Annotated in this window: 12 protein-coding genes and 1 tRNA gene; 8 read left to right on the plus strand and 5 right to left on the minus strand. The window is 64.0% G+C overall.

Translation table 11 applies throughout. The annotated features are described in order from the left end of the window. From AC1D1P_RS00695 to AC1D1P_RS00715, 5 genes are all read left to right on the plus strand, one after another. A partial coding sequence (locus tag AC1D1P_RS00695; RefSeq protein ID WP_477671797.1) for a GNAT family N-acetyltransferase occupies positions 1 to 489 on the plus strand: 489 nt, incomplete at its 5' end. A gap of 21 nt (positions 490 to 510) precedes the next feature. Then, positions 511 to 1,725, plus strand: coding sequence for a vWA domain-containing protein (locus AC1D1P_RS00700; protein ID WP_477671798.1), 1,215 nt, complete (start codon positions 511 to 513; stop codon positions 1,723 to 1,725). Between the two features lie 49 nt (positions 1,726 to 1,774). Further along, positions 1,775 to 3,781 carry an autotransporter assembly complex protein TamA gene (locus AC1D1P_RS00705; protein WP_477671799.1) on the plus strand — a complete coding sequence of 669 codons (2,007 nt, stop codon included), beginning with the start codon at positions 1,775 to 1,777 and terminating at the stop codon, positions 3,779 to 3,781. Further along, positions 3,781 to 7,764, plus strand: coding sequence for a translocation/assembly module TamB domain-containing protein (locus AC1D1P_RS00710; protein ID WP_477668322.1), 3,984 nt, complete (start codon positions 3,781 to 3,783; stop codon positions 7,762 to 7,764). Before AC1D1P_RS00705 ends, AC1D1P_RS00710 begins: the two co-directional genes overlap by 1 nt. A gap of 65 nt (positions 7,765 to 7,829) precedes the next feature. Continuing rightward, a tRNA-Arg gene (locus AC1D1P_RS00715) sits at positions 7,830 to 7,904 on the plus strand. Between the two features lie 92 nt (positions 7,905 to 7,996). Here the strand turns inward: AC1D1P_RS00715 and AC1D1P_RS00720 are convergent. From AC1D1P_RS00720 to hutC, 5 genes are read right to left on the minus strand one after another with little or no spacing between them, the layout of a single operon-like run. Beyond that, a complete protein-coding gene (locus AC1D1P_RS00720) occupies positions 7,997 to 9,400 on the minus strand; it encodes a formimidoylglutamate deiminase (RefSeq protein WP_477668323.1) in 1,404 nt (467 codons plus the stop codon). After that, complete coding sequence (hutG, locus tag AC1D1P_RS00725) at positions 9,390 to 10,208, minus strand: N-formylglutamate deformylase (protein WP_477668324.1); 819 nt, start codon at positions 10,206 to 10,208, stop codon at positions 9,390 to 9,392. Before hutG ends, AC1D1P_RS00720 begins: the two co-directional genes overlap by 11 nt. Next, a complete protein-coding gene (gene hutI / locus AC1D1P_RS00730) occupies positions 10,205 to 11,419 on the minus strand; it encodes an imidazolonepropionase (RefSeq protein ID WP_477668325.1) in 1,215 nt (404 codons plus the stop codon). The genes hutG and hutI overlap by 4 nt, the downstream gene beginning before the upstream one ends. Further along, complete coding sequence (locus AC1D1P_RS00735; protein WP_477668326.1) at positions 11,416 to 11,976, minus strand: HutD/Ves family protein; 561 nt, start codon at positions 11,974 to 11,976, stop codon at positions 11,416 to 11,418. Before AC1D1P_RS00735 ends, hutI begins: the two co-directional genes overlap by 4 nt. Before the next feature lie 58 nt (positions 11,977 to 12,034). Further along, positions 12,035 to 12,745: a histidine utilization repressor gene (hutC, locus tag AC1D1P_RS00740; protein WP_477671800.1), complete on the minus strand. Its 711-nt coding sequence runs from the start codon at positions 12,743 to 12,745 to the stop codon at positions 12,035 to 12,037. 225 nt (positions 12,746 to 12,970) lie between these two features. Here hutC and hutU point away from each other — a divergent pair, with 225 nt between their 5' ends. From hutU to AC1D1P_RS00755, 3 genes are all read left to right on the plus strand, one after another. Next, complete coding sequence (gene hutU / locus AC1D1P_RS00745) at positions 12,971 to 14,677, plus strand: urocanate hydratase (RefSeq protein WP_477668327.1); 1,707 nt, start codon at positions 12,971 to 12,973, stop codon at positions 14,675 to 14,677. An 84-nt stretch (positions 14,678 to 14,761) separates the two neighbouring features. Continuing rightward, the gene (gene hutH / locus AC1D1P_RS00750; protein ID WP_477668328.1) at positions 14,762 to 16,300 is read left to right on the plus strand and encodes a histidine ammonia-lyase; all 1,539 of its coding nucleotides are present in this window, start codon (positions 14,762 to 14,764) and stop codon (positions 16,298 to 16,300) included. Between the two features lie 53 nt (positions 16,301 to 16,353). Continuing rightward, complete coding sequence (locus tag AC1D1P_RS00755; protein WP_477668329.1) at positions 16,354 to 17,310, plus strand: ABC transporter substrate-binding protein; 957 nt, start codon at positions 16,354 to 16,356, stop codon at positions 17,308 to 17,310. Positions 17,311 to 17,428: the final 118 nt, after the last annotated feature.

Below are 17,428 nucleotides of genomic sequence, written 5' to 3' on the forward strand. Positions count from 1 at the left end.
GGCGAACTCTGGAAGCTGCGCGTCACCTCGGTGCCCGAACCCCATGAGACGCGCGGCTATATTGAAACCGCGCTGGCGACAGACAATCGCTTCGCCTTCGCCGTGACGGACGCCGCCTCTGGCGAAGTATTGGGTTCCACCAGCTACCACGACATCGTGCCCAACCTCAAGCGCATCGAGATTGGCTACACCTGGTACGCCGCACGCTGCCAGCGCACCCATGTCAACACCACCTGCAAGCTGCTGATGCTCACGCATGCGTTTGAAACCCTGGGCTGCAACATCGTGGGCTGGCGCACCGACAACTTCAACCACGCCTCCCAGCGCGCCATCGAGCGACTGGGCGCCCGCAAGGACGGCGTACTGCGCGGCCATGCCCTGCGCCGCGACGGCACGATACGCGACACCGTGATGTACAGCCTTGCAGCTGGCGAATGGCCTGAAGTCAAGGCGCAATTGCTTTATCTTCTGGATAAGCCAAGAGCCTGAAGCGCCGCCAAGGAGTTTTCCATGCTGATCGATTTCTTCTACACCCTGCGCTCGGCCAAGCTGCCGGTCTCCGTCAAGGAATACCTGATGCTGCTCGAAGCACTGCAGGCAGGCGTCGTCGGCCCAAACAGCGACAAGCTCGAAGCGCACGAGGGCGAAGGCGCCTGGAAGATCGATGACTTCTATTACCTCAGCCGCACGGTGCTGGTGAAAGACGAAAAAAACTACGACAAATTCGACCGCGCCTTTGCCGCCTACTTCAAAGGCGTGGAAATGCTGGCCRACTTCACCAAAGACATCCCGCTCGAATGGCTGCGCAAAAACCTCGAGCTGGAACTCAGCCCCGAAGAAAAAGCCAAGATTGAGAAGATGGGCTGGGACGAACTCATGGAAACGCTCAAAAAGCGTTTTGAAGAGCAGAAAGAGCGCCACGAAGGCGGCAGCAAATGGATAGGCACGGGCGGCACATCGCCCTTTGGCGCGAACGGCTTCAACCCGCAAGGCATACGCATTGGCCAGGAGAAAAGCCGCAACAAAAGCGCCGTGAAAGTCTGGGACCAGCGCGCCTACAAGGACTACGACGACACTCAGGAGCTGGGCACACGCAACATCAAGGTCGCGCTGCGCCGCTTGCGCAAGTTCGCACGCCAAGGCAATGTCGAAGAACTGGACCTGGACGACACCATACGTTCCACGGCGGCCAATGCCGGCTGGCTGGACATCAAGATGGTGCCCGAGCGTCACAACAATGTGAAGGTGCTGCTGCTGATGGACGTGGGCGGCACCATGGACGAGCACATCCATCGCGTCGAGGAAATGTTCTCTGCCGTGAAGGCCGAGTTCAAGCACCTCGAGTTTTATTACTTCCACAACTGCGTCTACGACTTCATGTGGAAGAACAACCGCCGCCGCTTCAGCGAGAAATTCCCGACCTGGGACATCATCCGCAAGTACAACAAGGATTACAAACTCATCTTCGTCGGCGATGCGACCATGAGCCCCTACGAAATCCTGCAGCCGGGTGGCAGCGTGGAATACAACAACGAAGAAGCCGGCGCCGAATGGATGCAGCGCCTGACCAACGCCTTCCCCAAATTCGCCTGGATCAACCCCGAACCGCAGGGTGTCTGGCAATACCGCCAGAGCATCAGCGTGATCCAGCAACTGGTGAACCAGCGCATGTACCCGCTGACCATCAAGGGGCTGGAAGAGGCCATGCGAATGCTCTCGAAGTAGCGTTCGCCTCCTACGCCTGAGCGCTGGGGCGTTCAAGTAAACTGCCTTCGTGACCCATCCAAGTACCCACAGTACCCACTGCGCACGGACGGCCACCCCGGCAGGATTGCCGACCAGCGCCGGCTTCATCCCTGCTTTCGCCCTCTTTGCGATATTTCTGGCGCCTTTGGCCGCCGCGCAAACAGCTGCGCCTGCGCAGTCCGGCAACACAGCGACACCGCCTTCCGGCGTCACACAAACCGCGCCAGCCCCACCTCCGCCTCCTCAGAAAGTCACGCCGGAGCCCACACCGCAAGGCTCCACCGGCCCAACCGGCGCTCAGCCTGAAGTTACRGCCTTCGACATCGCGGTGCGCGCGCCGCAGCCCATCAAGGAGCTGCTCGAAAGACACCTTGAGCTGCAACGCTACCGCRCTGTGACCGACCTGGACGAGGCCGAACTGGCCCGCCTGATCGTGCTGGCCGAGCGCAATGTGCGCAACCTGGTGGGCACGCTGGGTTATTTCAGCCCGACCATCGCCATTACGCGAGAAGGCGGCACTGCCGCGGGGTCAGGCCAGCGGCCGACCATTGTGGTCGCGGTGGAGCCGGGTCAGGCTACAACGGTCGGGCCGGTAACCATCGACTTTGCAGGCGATATTGCCGAATCCCCCGACCCGGATGCGCAGACCCAGCGCGCGGAAATCCAGCGCGACTGGCGTCTGCCCACAGGCCAACGCTTTACGCAGGACGCCTGGGACAGCGCCAAGACACAGGCCTTGCGCGACCTGGTTGCCCGCCGCTACCCGGCCGGCAAGCTGGCAGGCAGCCTGGCCGATGTGGACGCACCGGAGCACAGCGCAGCCTTGAGCCTCAAGCTCGACTCCGGCCCCCTCTACCGCCTGGGCCCCATGCAGGTAACAGGTGTCGAGCGCTACGACCCGGTGCTGGTGCCGCGCCTGGCACGCCTCAATGCCGGCGCCGTGTACGACCAGAAGCAGTTGACCGAAGCGCAGCAGCGACTGGCTTCCAGCGGTTATTTCGATTCGGCTTACATCTTTGTCGATCCCGAAAGCGATCCGCAGGCAGCGCCCGTCCAGGTACAGGTGCGCGAAGCCAAACTGCAAAAAATCATCCTGGGTGTGGGCGTTACCACCGACAGCGGGCCGCGCGCCTCGATTGAGCACACACACCTGCGAGTGCCGGGCACCAATTGGCGCGCCGTCACCAAACTGCAACTCGAAAAGAAATCACCTTTCGCCCAGACCGAATGGACCTCGATTCCCGATGAGGCCAGCTGGCGCTGGGTGGCCCTGGCGCGCACCGAACGTGTCGACGACAACGAGCTCGTCACCCGCTCCGGGCGCCTGCGCTTTGGCCGCACGCAGGCCGGCGAACGCATAGACCGCAACATCTATTTGCAATACGACAGGGCGAGCGTAAGCGGCAGCGGCCAGATCAACAGCTCCGCCGCCGATATCGGCGACGGCTCGGCCCTGACCGCCAACTATGTCTGGACGGGTCGCTACTTCGACAGCCTGCCATTCCCGAGCAAGGGCTACGGCCTGGGCTTTGAACTCGGCGCCGGCAGCACCATGGGGTCGCAGCACCTGCCTCTCACCCGCGCCGTGGGCCGCTGGCTCGGCATTGTGCCGCTGGAGCGGGGCCGCATCGCCATGCGCGCCGAGGGCGGCGCCGTGCTAGCCAAAGACTCGGCGCGCATTCCCGGCACCTTGCTGTTCCGAACGGGCGGCGACACCACCGTCCGCGGCTACGGCTATCGTGACATCGGCATCAAACTGGACAACGGTGTGACTGGGCCGGGCCGCTACATGGCGGTGGGCAGCGTGGAATACCAGCGCCCGATGCTGCGCGACGGCCGGCCCAGCGAATGGGAGAACACTTTCTTCATCGATGCAGGCGCCGTGGCAGACAACCCCAAAGACATGAAACCTTCCGTCGGCATCGGCACCGGCGTGCGCTGGAAAAGCCCTATCGGGCCGCTGCAGATTGRCCTGGCCTATGGTGTGAAAGTCAAACAGCTGCGCCTGCACGTCAGCGTGGGATTTGTTTTCTGATGGACACGCCGAAGACCTCGATTCCTCCAGCCGCACCGGGGCCTGCACGCCCACCACGGCGCTGGCTGCGCGTCACAGCCTGGACCGCAGGCAGCGTGGTGGTGCTGGCTATCGGCGTCACTGCAGGCGCCTGGTGGTGGGCCGGCACCGACGGCTCACTGGCCACCGCATTGAACTGGATCGCTCGAACCCAGCCGCTGAGCGCCGAACGCGTGACAGGCTCGTTACGCGCGGGCGGGCATGTTGACCAACTGGTGTGGCAGCAAGATGGCTTGCGTGTGGATGTGAGAGATGTCACCCTCGCCTGGCAACCGTGGTCGCTGCTGCACGGCACGCTGGAGGTCAACCGGCTGGCTGCAGCCAGCGTGCAGGTCAACGATCAACGCTCGCCCTCGACCACGCCGTCGGTGCCGCCTTCAGCGCTGGGCTTGCCGCTGCCGGTGGTGCTTGACGGGTTTTCCATCGGGCAGTTTCAATGGACGGGCGGCGCGGCGTTTTCAGCCTCCGCCATCACTGGAAACTATGCGTTCAAGGGCATAGACCACCAGCTGGAATTGCTCAGCGCGCAGGTAGCGCACGGCCGCTACAACGGGCGCGCGACCTTATCGTCACACAGCCCGTTGAAGCTTGATGCCAGTCTGGCAGGCGCACTGGACACGCAGATTCCCGGCACAAAAGCGCCCGTGCCGCTGGCTTTCAAAGCCACGGCCCACGGCCCCCTCACCGAACTGCTGGTGAAGGCCGAGCTGCAAGTGAGCGCTCAGCCTTCCGCCACATCACCCCGCAAAAACCAGCGGCAACCACAGGCAACTGCAACAGCACGCGTGATGCCCTGGGCTCCACAACCCCTGCCGCAAGCTGATGCGGATTTTCGTGATCTGGATGTAGCAGCCTTCTGGCCCGAAGGCCCACAAACCTTGCTGACGGGCAGCGCCAACGTGCGGCCTGCAGCCTCTGCAAGTTCACCGGCAAGCGCTTCATCGACATCCGCCTGGCAGTTGCAACTGCAACTGGCCAATTCCCTGCCTGGCCCCTGGGACCAGCACAAGCTGCCCCTGGATCGGCTGGAAATCCAAGGCGAGTGGCGTAGCGGCATGGCCATGGTGCGCACGCTCAAGGCTCAGTTGGGCGGCGGCGAGCTGCTGGCCAGCGGCGAGTGGGCTGATGCGCCCACCACATCCCTTGCAGCACCCGCGTGGAAGCTGCGGGCAACGCTCCAACACGTCAACCCGGCCCTCTTGCACAGCCAACTGGCGCCGCTGCCGCTGGACGGCAAAGCCGACATCCGCAGCCAGGGCCCGGTCATAAGCTTTGACGCAAACGTGCAGGCAGCACGCAATGACGCCAGCGCCAGGAACAATCCGCTGGGCCAGCTGCGCCTGCGCGATGCCAGTGCCACCGGCAGCTGGAATGCCGAACAGGCCGGCGGCACGCTGGTGCTGTCGGCTCTGCGCGTACGCACCGACGACGCCGAGCTGGCAGGTCAGCTTGAGGCCCAACCCAGCGCAAAAGGCGGCAAGGGAAAACTCACACTGACAGCCCCCGGACTGGACGCTCAACTGCAAGGGGAACTGCGGCAAACCAGCGGCAAAGGCGACGTGAGCCTGCGCGGCCGCGACATGGCGCAAGCCCTGCGCTGGCTGCAAAAACTCCCGGGCCTGCCCGCATCATTGAAGAGCGCATCGGCGAGCGGCAGCGCCGAACTGCAAGCCAGCTGGCAAGGTGGCTGGCAAGATCCGGCCTTGCAGGCACGGCTGGACCTGCCTTCACTTGACTGGCGCATGGCAACGCCTGCGCCCGCCGCTGCGACAACTTCCAGCACAGCAGGAACAGCACCAGTCGCTACCGCAGAGGCCCTGAAAATCCGCGCCTTCCAGGCCACGCTTTCCGGCCGCCTGAGCCAGGCACAGCTGGCCACGCAAGGCCGCATGGAAGCAGGCCAGCGCCGCTACACCCTGCAGCTGGCGGCAGAAGGCGGGCGACTCAACAACGGCGCCGCACGCAACGCCCCGCTCGCTGAATCCGCGTGGCAAGGCCTGGTCAAGCAGCTCAGTGTGAGTGTGGAAGACCCCACGCTGGGCAAGGGGGCCTGGCAGCTCAAGACCCGCAGCACCGTGCCGCTCAAGTGGACGCCCGCGCGCAATGGTGACCTGTTTGAAAGCGGCGCGGGAGAAGCCCTTCTGGTCGCGCCGCCTTCGGGCGCATCCACCAGTGCCCCTTCGCAGGCCACGCTGGCGTGGCAACCGGTTCGCTGGCGGCCGGGCCGTGAACTCGTCACCGCCGGCAAGCTCAGCGGCCTGCCGCTGGCCTGGATAGAACTGCTGGCCGGCCCGCAAATGGCCGGCGCAGGCCTGGGCGGCACCCTGCTGCTGGATGGCGACTGGGACGCCACGCTGGGTGACACGCTGCGCCTGAAAGTCAGCCTCGCACGCAGCAGCGGCGACATCACCGTGCAAGCCGAAACCGTGCAAGGCATGGCGGCGCGCGTGGCGGCCGGCGTGAAGGAAGCGCGCCTCTCGCTGCAAAGCGAAGGCGAGGCCGTCACGCTGGCGCTGCGCTGGGACAGCGAACGCGCGGGCACGGCAGACGGCCAGCTCAGGACCCGTTTGGCCCGCGCGCCAGCCACCGCCGGCGGCGGCTGGCTCTGGCCGGCCGATGCACCGCTGGCCGGCCAGCTGCGCGCCCAGCTGCCGCGCATCGGCGTGTGGTCAGTGCTGGCGCCGCCGGGCTGGCGGCTGCGCGGCTCGCTGGGCGCTGACGTCGCGATCAGCGGCACCCGCGCCGCGCCGCAACTGGCCGGCGACCTGCAGGCCAACGACCTCGCCCTGCGCTCGGTGGTAGACGGCATCGAATTCGGCAACGGCCGCCTGCGCGCCAAACTCGACGGCACGCGCATGCGCATCAACGAGTTCACGCTGCAGGGCGCGGGCGACAAGGGCACGGGCGGCGTTCTCACGGCCCAGGGCGAAGCCGGCTGGGTGGAGGGCAAGCCGCAGGTGCAGCTCACGGCCAGGCTCGAAAGCTTGCGGGCCAGCATCCGTACCGACCGGCAACTGACGGTATCGGGCGAGGTGCAGGCCGGCCTCAAGGGACAACAAACTGAACTCACCGGCAAGCTGGTGATCGACCAGGCCCGCATCATCCTGCCCGACGAAGGTACGCCGCAACTCGGCGACGACGTGGTGGTGCGCACCACCCGCGGCGCGGCGGCGGGCCAAAAGGCACCCGCGCAGACCAGCGACGAAATCGCCGACCGCGACGCGCGCCCCGTCAAACTGGCGGTGGAGCTTGACCTGGGCCGCGACTTCCGCATCCAGGGCAAGGGCATAGACACGCGTGTGCGCGGCACGCTGGCCCTGAGCGGTGAAACGCTGCGCGAGCCCCGGCTCAACGGCACCATCAACACGGCAGGCGGCCAGTACCGCGCCTACGGCCAGCGCCTGGATGTGGAGCAAGGCATGCTGCGCTTTACCGGCGCCATCGACAACCCTTCGCTCGATATCCTGGCGATTCGCCCCAACCTCACGCAGCGCGTGGGCGTGCAAATTACCGGCACCGCCCTGCTGCCGCGCGTGCGCCTGTACGCGCAACCCGAGCTGCCCGACGCCGAAAAACTCTCGTGGCTGGTGGTGGGCCGCTCGTCGGCTTCAGGCGGAGCCGAAGCCGCGCTACTGCAGCAGGCCGCCCTGGCCCTGCTGGGTAGCAAAGGCGGCGGCATGTCGGGCGGCCTGGCTGCCTCGCTGGGACTGGACGAGCTGTCCTACCGCGGCGCATCCAGCAACACGGACGGCACCACGACAGAAGGCGCCGTCACGCTGGGCAAGCGCTTTTCGCGCAATTTCTACGCCGCCTATGAGCGCACCGTGACCGGCGCACTGGGCACGCTCTACGTGTTTTACGACCTCTCGCAACGCTTCACCGTGCGCGCCCAGGCCGGCCAGCAAAGCGCGGTGGACCTGATCTTCACCGTGCCTTACGACTGAGGTGATTCCTGAGGGCGAGGCCGGCTTTCGCCACCGAATACAATTGCAGCTTCTCCAAGAGAAGTGCCGCCATAGTTCAATGGATAGAACGAGTGCCTCCTAAGCGCTAGATACAGGTTCGATTCCTGTTGGTGGTACCACATACTCCTGTTTTAATAGCTGCTTGCGCCCGTCACTATTGGCCCGGAACGCTATTTCGCACATAAAAGTGCAACTGGCGACCTTTGACCTTTCAACGCCATAGTTCGCGCATGGCCTGGCTGAAGTTTTCTGCGAGCTGCCGCCTTTTCTCTGCACCTGGCCCGCTGGCCAGTACACGCTCCCCGGCTACAAATACCTCGCCAACCACTCCGCCTGGGCTCGAAAACACCAGCGCATCCAGCAGATGGTGAACCGGCACACCCAGCAACGCGGGCGAACCGGGATCCAGCGTCATGAAGTCCGCCCGATGCCCGGGCGCGAAACCACCCTGCATCCGGCCAGTTGCGGGGAAACCGCCCACCAGTGCGGATTCGAACAAGCCAGCCGCGCTGCTCTCGTGGCCCAGGATGCGGGCGGCGATGTTGCGCTGACGCAGCGTGAGGCGTTGCGAATATTCCAGCAGGCGCAGCTCTTCAGGCCAGCTGCGGGTGACGTGGCTGTCGGAGCCTATGGACCACTTGCCGCCTGCGGCTGCGTAGGCCGGCAAATCAAACACGCCGTCGCCCAGATTTGCTTCAGTTGCGGGGCAAATCACAATGGAGGCGCCTTTGCCCTGCACGCCTTGCAACTCGGCCGGTGTCGAGTGAGTGGCGTGCACCAGGTTCCAGCGGGCATCGACATCGGCGTTGTTGAGTAGCCATTCAATCGGGCGCTGGCCGGTGTGCGCCAGGCAGTCATCGACTTCCTGCGTCTGCTCAGCGATGTGGATGTGTACCGGCAGGCCGGCTGCTTTGGCTGCGCCTGTGAGCTCATGCAGCGCAGCCGGGCTGGCCGCGCGTAATGAATGCACGGCCACACCAGTATTGATGCGCGCGTCGCCCTTTGTCTGGCGCTGGATGTCTTCGACCATGCGCATGACGCTCTCGGGCGTCGATGAAAAACGGCGCTGGTCTTCCCGCAAACCCGTTGCCTTGAAGCCCGAGCGCATGTAGAGCGTGGGCAGCAAGGTGAGGCCAATACCCGTGCGCTGCGCGGCGCGCACAAGCGCCAGCGACATTTCTATCGGGTTGGCATAGGGCGCGCCGCTGATGTCGTTATGCAGGTAGTGGAAGTCACAGACCTGGGTATAGCCGCCGGCCAGCAGCTCGGCATAGAGCTGGCTTGCAATCGCTTCGAGCTGTTCGGGCGTGATGCGGTTGGCCGCGGTGTACATGCGGTCGCGCCAGCTCCAGAAATCGTCGGATGCATGGGCGCCCTCGCTGCGCCGCTCCGTCAGGCCCGCCATCGCGCGCTGAAAGGCATGGCTGTGCGCATTGACCAAACCAGGCAGGATCGGGCCAGGCAGACGCGTGGCGCCTTCTTGCTGCTGCGCCGTGGCGCCGGGCTCCACRCTTTGCCAGGTGCCGTTGCCGGCGACCGTCAGCAGWACGTCTTTGGCCCAYGCACCCTGCACCCAGGCCGCTTCGGTGAAAAACCGGCTTGCTTCACTTTTCATAGCAGCACACGCAAGCCAGCAGGGCGCTGAAGACCATTTTCTCTAACAAAGGCTGAACTTTCGATGCCAGCATTTCGTCGTACGCGTAGGGAGGCGCTTCCTGCATATAGAGGCTCTGGCACATCTCAAGCTGCACGGCATGCACATCGCTGTCCGGCTGGCCGTAGTGGCGCGTGATGTAGCCCCCCTTGAAGCGGCCGTTAACGGCGGTGGTGATATGGGGCGCGGCGGCGCAGGCCTGTACCACTGCAGCGGTGATGGTTTCATTCGCACTCGCACCGCTGGCCGTGCCGATGTTGAGATCGGGCAGCTTGCCTTCAAAGAGCCAGGGAATTTGCGAACGGATGCTGTGCGCATCCCACAACAAGGCAAAKCCGTGCTGGGCTTTCAGCCGCGCCAGCTCACCGGCCAGTGCCGAATGGTAGGGCTGCCAGTAGGCCTCGCGACGGCGCGCGCGTTCTTCGGGTGCGGGCTCGTGGCCTGCTTTGTAAAGCGGCGCGCCACTGAAAAAGTGCGTGGGGCACAGCTCGGTGTTGGATGCACCGGGGTACATGGGCACATCGTCGGGCGGGCGGTTCAGGTCAATCACATAACGCGAATAGTGCGGCCGCAACACGCTGGCGCCCAGCGCCGGCAAAAAGTTGTAGAGCAGATGCAAATGCCAGTCGGTGTCCTCGACCCGGAGGGCTTCATCGGTGTAGCCGCCCTTGAGTTCGGCCGGTATCTCGGTGCCGATGTGCGGCATGCTGACCAGCAGCGGAACCGTACCCTGGTGCAATGTAAAAACTTCGCTCGAGCGTTCGTTCATAAGACCTGGCCCTTGAAAACTGTTTGAAAGCGCGGGTTCGCGCCAAAGGCGTAGCTCAGCTCCGCCGGCCGCTCAACACCCCACAGCACAAAATCAGCCCGCATGCCGGCGGCCAGCACGCCMCGGTCGCGCAGACCTAGCGCAGCGGCGGCATGGCGCGTGACGCCGGCCAGCGCTTCTTCAGGCGTCAGGCGGAACAGCGTGCACGCCATGTTGAGCATCAGCAGCAAAGAGGTGCAGGGCGAGCTGCCCGGGTTGCAGTCGGTAGAAATCGCCATCGCCACGCCGTGCTCGCGCAGCAAGGCCATAGGCGGCAACTTCGTTTCACGCAAGAAATAAAACGCACCGGGCAACAGCACCGCCACGGAACCGGCGGCCGCCATCGCCTGCGCGCCCTCAGCCGACAACCACTCCAGGTGGTCGCAGCTGAGCGCGCCATAGCGCGCCGCGAGCTGCGCGCCACCACTGTCGCTGAGCTGCTCGGCATGCAGCTTGACAGGAACGCCCAGGGCCTTGGCCGCGGCAAAAACCCGCTCGGTCTGCGCGGGGCTGAAAGCAATGCGCTCGCAAAACGCGTCGACCGCATCAACCAGTCCTTCGGCGTGCAGCGCCGGCAGCATTTCCAGTACGGCATCAACATAGGCGTCAGTGCGCCCGGCGAATTCAGCCGGCACCGCATGGGCACCCAAAAAAGTGGTGCGAATATCCACCGCATGGGTTTTCCCCAGCGCGCGCGCCACCGACAGCGTCTTGCGTTCATGCTCCAGCGCCAGGCCATAGCCGGACTTGATCTCGAGTGTGGTCACGCCTTCGGCAATCAATCGTTGAAGCCTGGCCGCACTCTGCGCTTGAAGTTGCTGCGTGCTGGCGGAGCGAGTCGCCTTCACGGTCGAGGCGACGCCGCCACCGGCAAGGGCAATCTCTTCATAGGTCGCGCCGTTCAAGCGCAACTCGAATTCGTGGGCGCGGTCGCCACCGTAGACAAGATGGGTGTGGCAATCGATGAGACCGGGAGTGACCAATGCACCGCCGGCGTCATGCTGCGTTGTGCAGCGAGCGAAAAGGTCTGCAGGCACATCAGCACGTGGGCCCACCCACACGATGGATTCGCCCTCCACCACCAGCGCAGCATCTTCAATCAACCCATAAGGCTGTGCGGCGCCGGCTTGCAGCGTGGCCGCGCGGCAGTTGGTCCAGAGTTGCAGGCTCATGCGGGTATCTCCATCCAGAGGGCTTGCTCTGCAGCGATGCGAACCGCAGCGCTACCCGTTACCGTGCGCCAGGCCAGCGCCGCTGGTTCCAGCTGCAAAACTTCTTCATCAAATAACACTGTAGCGCTTGATCCGTATGCGTACACAGCTATCGTTTTCATAGCATGCAGGGTTTCTGAAAAACGTCCTGCCACGCGAACCATGCGGGAAGGCGCGTTGCCCCGGCGCACCATCAGGTTGAAATCGCGCGTCTTGCCGTCAATCAAGCCGCAACCGGTTTCCGCAGCGCCATCAAAAAAGAGCGGCGCGTCGCTGGCTGTTACGCGGTGCGGCACACCCGCTACGTCCAGGTGAACCCCCGCGCCTTCAAGCACCGCGAACCAGCGCTCGATGCCTTCGAACTTCGAAAACGGTCCGCTCTTGTCCACATCCGCCACCGACATGCGCCACGCCCAGTCACCCGCATCTGGCCACATGGCCAGCTCACGCGTGACGCCACCGCCATTGCGCCACGGCGTCGCGGGGATGTCGACCAGCCGCACGATGTTCCAGCTCATTGAGGAAACCTCCGCGCCACAGCGCTGGGGTATGAGCCCATGGGACAGCCCGGCGGGCTCATGCCTGAAACTTCCCGGCAAAACTGTAACGAGAGCCTGGGTACACCAGGCGCGCCACACTGGCGATGTTGCTGCCGCTCACGGTGCGCCGCATCATGGCGAGGCACGCCTCTGCGGGCTTGATGTCCAGGTGTTTGGCCTCCAACGCCGAGGGCAGGCAGGCCTCAATGGAATAGCTGGCCTCGGTGAGCGGCGCCTGCTCGAGCAAATGGTGGGTGGGTGTGGTCTGGGTGAAGTCGGTCTTTAAATAATCAGGTGCCGCCGCCGGGTTCACATAGCGGTCTTCATACTGAATCGGCACGCCGTTCTCCAGGTGAATCAATATCGTGTGAAACACCCGCCCGCCCGGCCGCAAGCCCAGGGTGCGCGCCAGGTCGGCGCTGGCTTTTTCAGATTCAGCGAGCAGCACGCGCGAAGTGTGTACGTGCCCCCGTTCCACCACTTCCTCATGAATGTCACGAATGGTCAGTGTGGAGGAAATGCGGTGCAGCTCCGCCACAAAAGTGCCGGAGCCCTGGATGCGCGTAACCATGCCCTCGCCCATCAACTCGCGCAGCGCCCGGTTGACCGTCATGCGGCTCACGCCGAACTGCTCCATGAGCACGGCTTCGCTGGGCACCGGGTCGCCGGGCTTCCAGGTGCCGGCACTGATGCGTTTTTTGATGAATKCCTTGACCTGACCGTAGGCAGGCAGTGGTGTGGTGGCCATGGTTCAGCGGAGTGCTCGCGTGTGTAAAAAATCATTGTCACCGCAAAAGTCCCGACCTTTCATCGGCCGGTCAGGGTTGCCGGCCCGGCTTTTGCGCACAAACCATAGATTACCGCAGTTGACACAAGTTGTATAGACAACTACGATTTATCCTGTCGCCGGTTGATTCCTTTTTTCTGGTGCTGTGAAATTCCCCTGTTATCCCGTCTTCTCCGGAGCAGTCTCATGTCCGATCTTTCCCAAACCCCTTTTCTGGATAGCAAGGCCCGCCCCGTGCGCGCGCCCCGCGGCAGCACCCTTACCTGCGCCAACTGGCAAATCGAGGCGGCCTACCGCATGATCCAGAACAACCTGGACCCGGAAGTCGCCGAAAACCCTGACGAGCTCGTGGTGTACGGCGGCATTGGCAAGGCAGCCCGCAACTGGCCGGCCTTTGACGCCATCCTTGATTCCCTGCGCAAACTCAAAGCCGACGAAACCCTGCTGGTGCAGTCGGGCAAGCCGGTCGGCGTGTTCCGCACCCACACGGGCGCGCCGCGCGTGCTGATCGCCAATTCCAACCTGGTACCCAAGTGGGCGACCTGGGAGCATTTCAACGAACTGGACCGCGCGGGCCTGATGATGTACGGCCAGATGACGGCCGGCAGCTGGATCTACATCGGCACCCAGGGCATCGTTCAGGGCACGTATGAAACTTTTGTGGAAGCCGGCCGCCAGCATTTCAACGGCGATCTCGCAGGCCGCTGGGTGCTGACCGCCGGCCTGGGCGGCATGGGCGGCGCGCAGCCGCTGGCCGCYACCTTTGCCGGCGCCTGCTCGCTCAACATCGARTGCCAGCAGTCCAGCATCGACTTCCGGCTGCGCACGCGCTATGTCGACAAGCAGGCCAAAGACCTTGACGAAGCGCTGGAGATGATCAAGCACCACACCTCGCGCAAAGAAGCCGTCTCCATCGCCCTGTGCGGCAACGCGGCGGAGATCGTTCCGGAGCTGGTCAAGCGCGCCAAAGCCGGCGGCATACGCCCCGACATCGTCACTGACCAGACCTCTGCCCACGACATCATCAATGGCTACCTGCCCGCAGGCTGGTCGGTCGCGCAATGGCGCGCCGCGCAAAAAGACCCTGCCCAGCACGCCGCACTGACAAAAGCCGCTGGCGAATCCTGCGTGGCGCACGTCAAAGCCATGCTGGCCTTCCACGAAATGGGCATTCCCACGGTGGACTATGGCAACAACCTGCGTCAGGTCGCCAAGGATTTCGGCGTCGAAAACGCCTTTGACTACCCCGGCTTTGTGCCCGCCTACATTCGCCCGCTCTTTTGCCGCGGCGTCGGCCCCTTCCGCTGGGTGGCACTCTCAGGCGACCCGGAAGACATCCAAAAAACCGACGCGAAGATGAAAGAACTCTTTCCCAACAACAAGCACCTGCACCGCTGGCTGGACATGGCCGAAGAGCGCATCGCCTTCCAGGGCCTGCCGGCGCGCATCTGCTGGATAGGACTGGGCGAGCGTCACCTGGCAGGCCTGGCCTTTAACGAGATGGTGAAAAACGGTGAGCTCAAAGGCCCCATCGTGATCGGCCGCGACCACTTGGACAGCGGCTCCGTCGCCTCGCCCAACCGCGAGACCGAGGCCATGAAAGACGGCAGCGATGCCGTGAGCGACTGGCCGTTGCTGAACGCGCTGCTCAACACCGCCAGCGGCGCAACCTGGGTCAGCCTGCACCATGGCGGCGGCGTCGGCATGGGCTATTCGCAGCACTCGGGCGTGGTCATCGTGTGCGACGGCACTGCCGAGGCGTCGGAAAAGCTCGCGCGTGTGCTATTCAACGACCCGGCGACCGGCGTGATGCGCCATGCCGACGCGGGTTATGACATCGCGAAACAAAGCGCCACAGACAACGGGCTGAACCTGCCCATGATGGGACGCTGAAGCGTGGCGTTCCGCTCGAACCACGCGCCAGTATGGCCGGCGGCGCATAGCCGCCCCCTTTGACGAAACCCGGACATCTCCCTCATGAACATCCAACCTGGCTATCTCACGCTGTCCCAGCTTCGGCAAATCCACACCAGGCGTGAAACACTCGCCATTGACCTGTCTGCTGTAGCGGGCATTCGCGCCAGTGCAGCCCTGGTACAGCAGGCGGCACAGGGTGGTGCCGCCGTCTACGGCGTCAACACCGGCTTTGGCAAGCTGGCCAATCAGCGCATAGCGCAGGCCGACCTCGAAATCCTGCAACTTAACCTGCTACGGTCTCACGCCGTGGGTGTGGGCGAGCCCATGCCCGAGCGCGTGGTGCGACTGGTGCTGCTGCTCAAGGCCGCGAGCCTGGCACGCGGTTATTCCGGTGTGCGAGAAGTCGTGATCGATACACTGATAGCGCTCTACAACAAAGGCCTGACGCCGGTGATCCCCTGCCAGGGCTCGGTAGGCGCTTCGGGCGACCTGGCCCCCTTGGCCCACCTGTGCCTGCCACTCATTGGCGAAGGCGAAGTCTTCTACCAAGGTGAGCGCATGGCCGCGGGTGATGCGCTCAAACAGGTATCCATCACGCCGGTGAAGTTGTCGGCCAAGGAAGGCCTGGCGCTGATCAACGGCACTCAGGTCTCGACCGCGCTGGCGCTGGATGCACTGCTCGCCACCGACCGCCTGTTTGAAGCCGCTGTGATCTCGGGCGCCGTCACGCTGGACGCTGCGCGCGGCAGCGACGGCCCGTTTGACCCACGCATCCACGCCGTGCGCGGCCAACCGGGCCAGATCGACTGCGCTGCGGCCTACCGCGCCATCATGGTGGGCAGCGAGATTCGCCGCTCGCACCTCGAAGGCGACGACCGCGTGCAAGACCCTTACTGCCTGCGCTGCCAGCCACAGGTGATGGGTGCCTGCCTGGACCAGATGCGTTACGCCACGCAGGTGCTAATGCGCGAAGCCAATGCCGTGACCGACAACCCGCTGGTGTTTGCTGACGATGCAACGCTGCTCTCCGGGGGGAATTTCCATGCGGAGCCGGTCGCATTGGCTTGCGACGCGCTGGCAGTCGCCATCGCCGAAATCGGAGCCATCACAGAGCGCCGCATCGCCATGCTGGTCGACACCGTAGCCTCGCGCCTGCCGGCCTTTCTGACACCCGAGCCGGGCCTCAATTCCGGCTTCATGATCGTGCATGTCACTGCCGCAGCACTGGCGTCAGAGAACAAATCACTCGCCCACCCGGCCAGCGTGGACAGCCTGCCAACATCGGCCAATCAGGAAGACCATGTGAGTATGGCCACATTCGCGGCGCGCCGGTTGCAACCCATGCTGCGCAACACCGAATACATCGTGGCGATCGAACTGCTGGCTGCCGCACAAGGTATTGAATTTCTGCGACCGCTCAAGAGTTCCACCGTGCTGGAGGGTGTGCTGCAACTGGTGCGCCAGGTCTCGCCGGCCATGATGCATGACCGCAGCCTTGCGCCCGACATGGAGAAGGTGCACCAATTGGTGGCGGGCGGGCTGATTGGTCTGGCCGGTGAAGCGCAAATCACCGAGCTAACGGCCTTGCGGCTGGCATGAAGCCTGCATACAGTAGCGATATCCCAACCCGTTCCCTACAGGAGAAATCTTTCATGAAGAAGCACCTTGCCTTTTCACTGCTGGCCGCTTCGGCCGCACTGGCCACGATGAATGCCCAGGCGCAGGAAACCAAAGTCGCCGTCGGCATCTCGGGGTGGACGGGCTTCGCCCCGTTGACACTGGCCAAGGAAGCCAACATCTTCAAGAAAAACGGGCTCGACGTCTCCATCAAAAAGATTCCGCAAAAAGACCGCCACCTGGCCATTGCCTCGGGTGATGTGCAGTGCGCCGCCACCACGGTAGAAACCTGGGTGGTGTGGAATGCCAACGGCGTGGCTACCACGCAGATCTTCCAGCTCGACAAGAGCTATGGCGCCGACGGCATGGTGGTCAAACCCGCCATCACCAAGATCACCGACCTCAAAGGCAAGACCGTGGCCGCCAGCGCGCCCGGCACCTCGCCTTACTTCGCCCTGGCCTGGATGCTGAAGAAAAACGGCATGAGCACCAAGGATGTGAAGATCGTCAACCTCGAGCCGCAGGCCGCGGCCAACGCCATGATTGCCGGCACCGACGGTGTGGATGCCGCCATGACCTACGAGCCTTACCTGGGTGCGGTGCGCGCCAAGCCAGAGGCTGGCAAGATCCTCGCCACCACGCTGGACTACCCCATGGTGATGGACACATTTGGCTGCACGCCCAAATTCCTGGCAGAAAACCCCAAAGCCGCCAAGGCTCTGGCCGACAGCTACTTTGAGGCTGTCGAGATGATCCAGAAGGAACCCAAGAAGAGCTTCGAGATCATGGGCGCTGACGTGAAGCAGACCGGCGATGCCTTTGAAGCCTCCTCCAAATACCTGCGCTGGCAAGACCGCGCGGCGAATCAGAAATTCTTTGCCGGTGAGCATGCTGCCTTCAGCAAGGAAGCGGCTGACCTGCTGCTCGAAGCCGGCATCATCAAGTCGCTGCCAGACATGACCAAGCTGGCTGACACCCGGTTCATCAAATGAGCTCCCCCCCGAAGCGGCCTTCGGCCGCTCCGCACCGCCGCCAGAGGCGGCGGCTCTTCCGAGCCGTCCAAGCCTGCGCGGGCAGGCTTGGAGCCGCGGCTCTCAGCCCCTCAAGGGG

Source organism: Polaromonas sp. P1_E1_2 (assembly GCF_056406035.1).

Bases quoted from the DNA above. Each gene is read 5' to 3' on its own strand.
- AC1D1P_RS00710 (WP_477668322.1), top strand. From the start codon at position 3,781: ATGGACACGCCGAAGACCTCGATTCCTCCAGCCGCACCGGGGCCTGCA.
- AC1D1P_RS00735 (WP_477668326.1), bottom strand. From the start codon at position 11,976: ATGAGCTGGAACATCGTGCGGCTGGTCGACATCCCCGCGACGCCGTGG.
- hutH (WP_477668328.1), top strand. From the start codon at position 14,762: ATGAACATCCAACCTGGCTATCTCACGCTGTCCCAGCTTCGGCAAATC.
- AC1D1P_RS00755 (WP_477668329.1), top strand. From the start codon at position 16,354: ATGAAGAAGCACCTTGCCTTTTCACTGCTGGCCGCTTCGGCCGCACTG.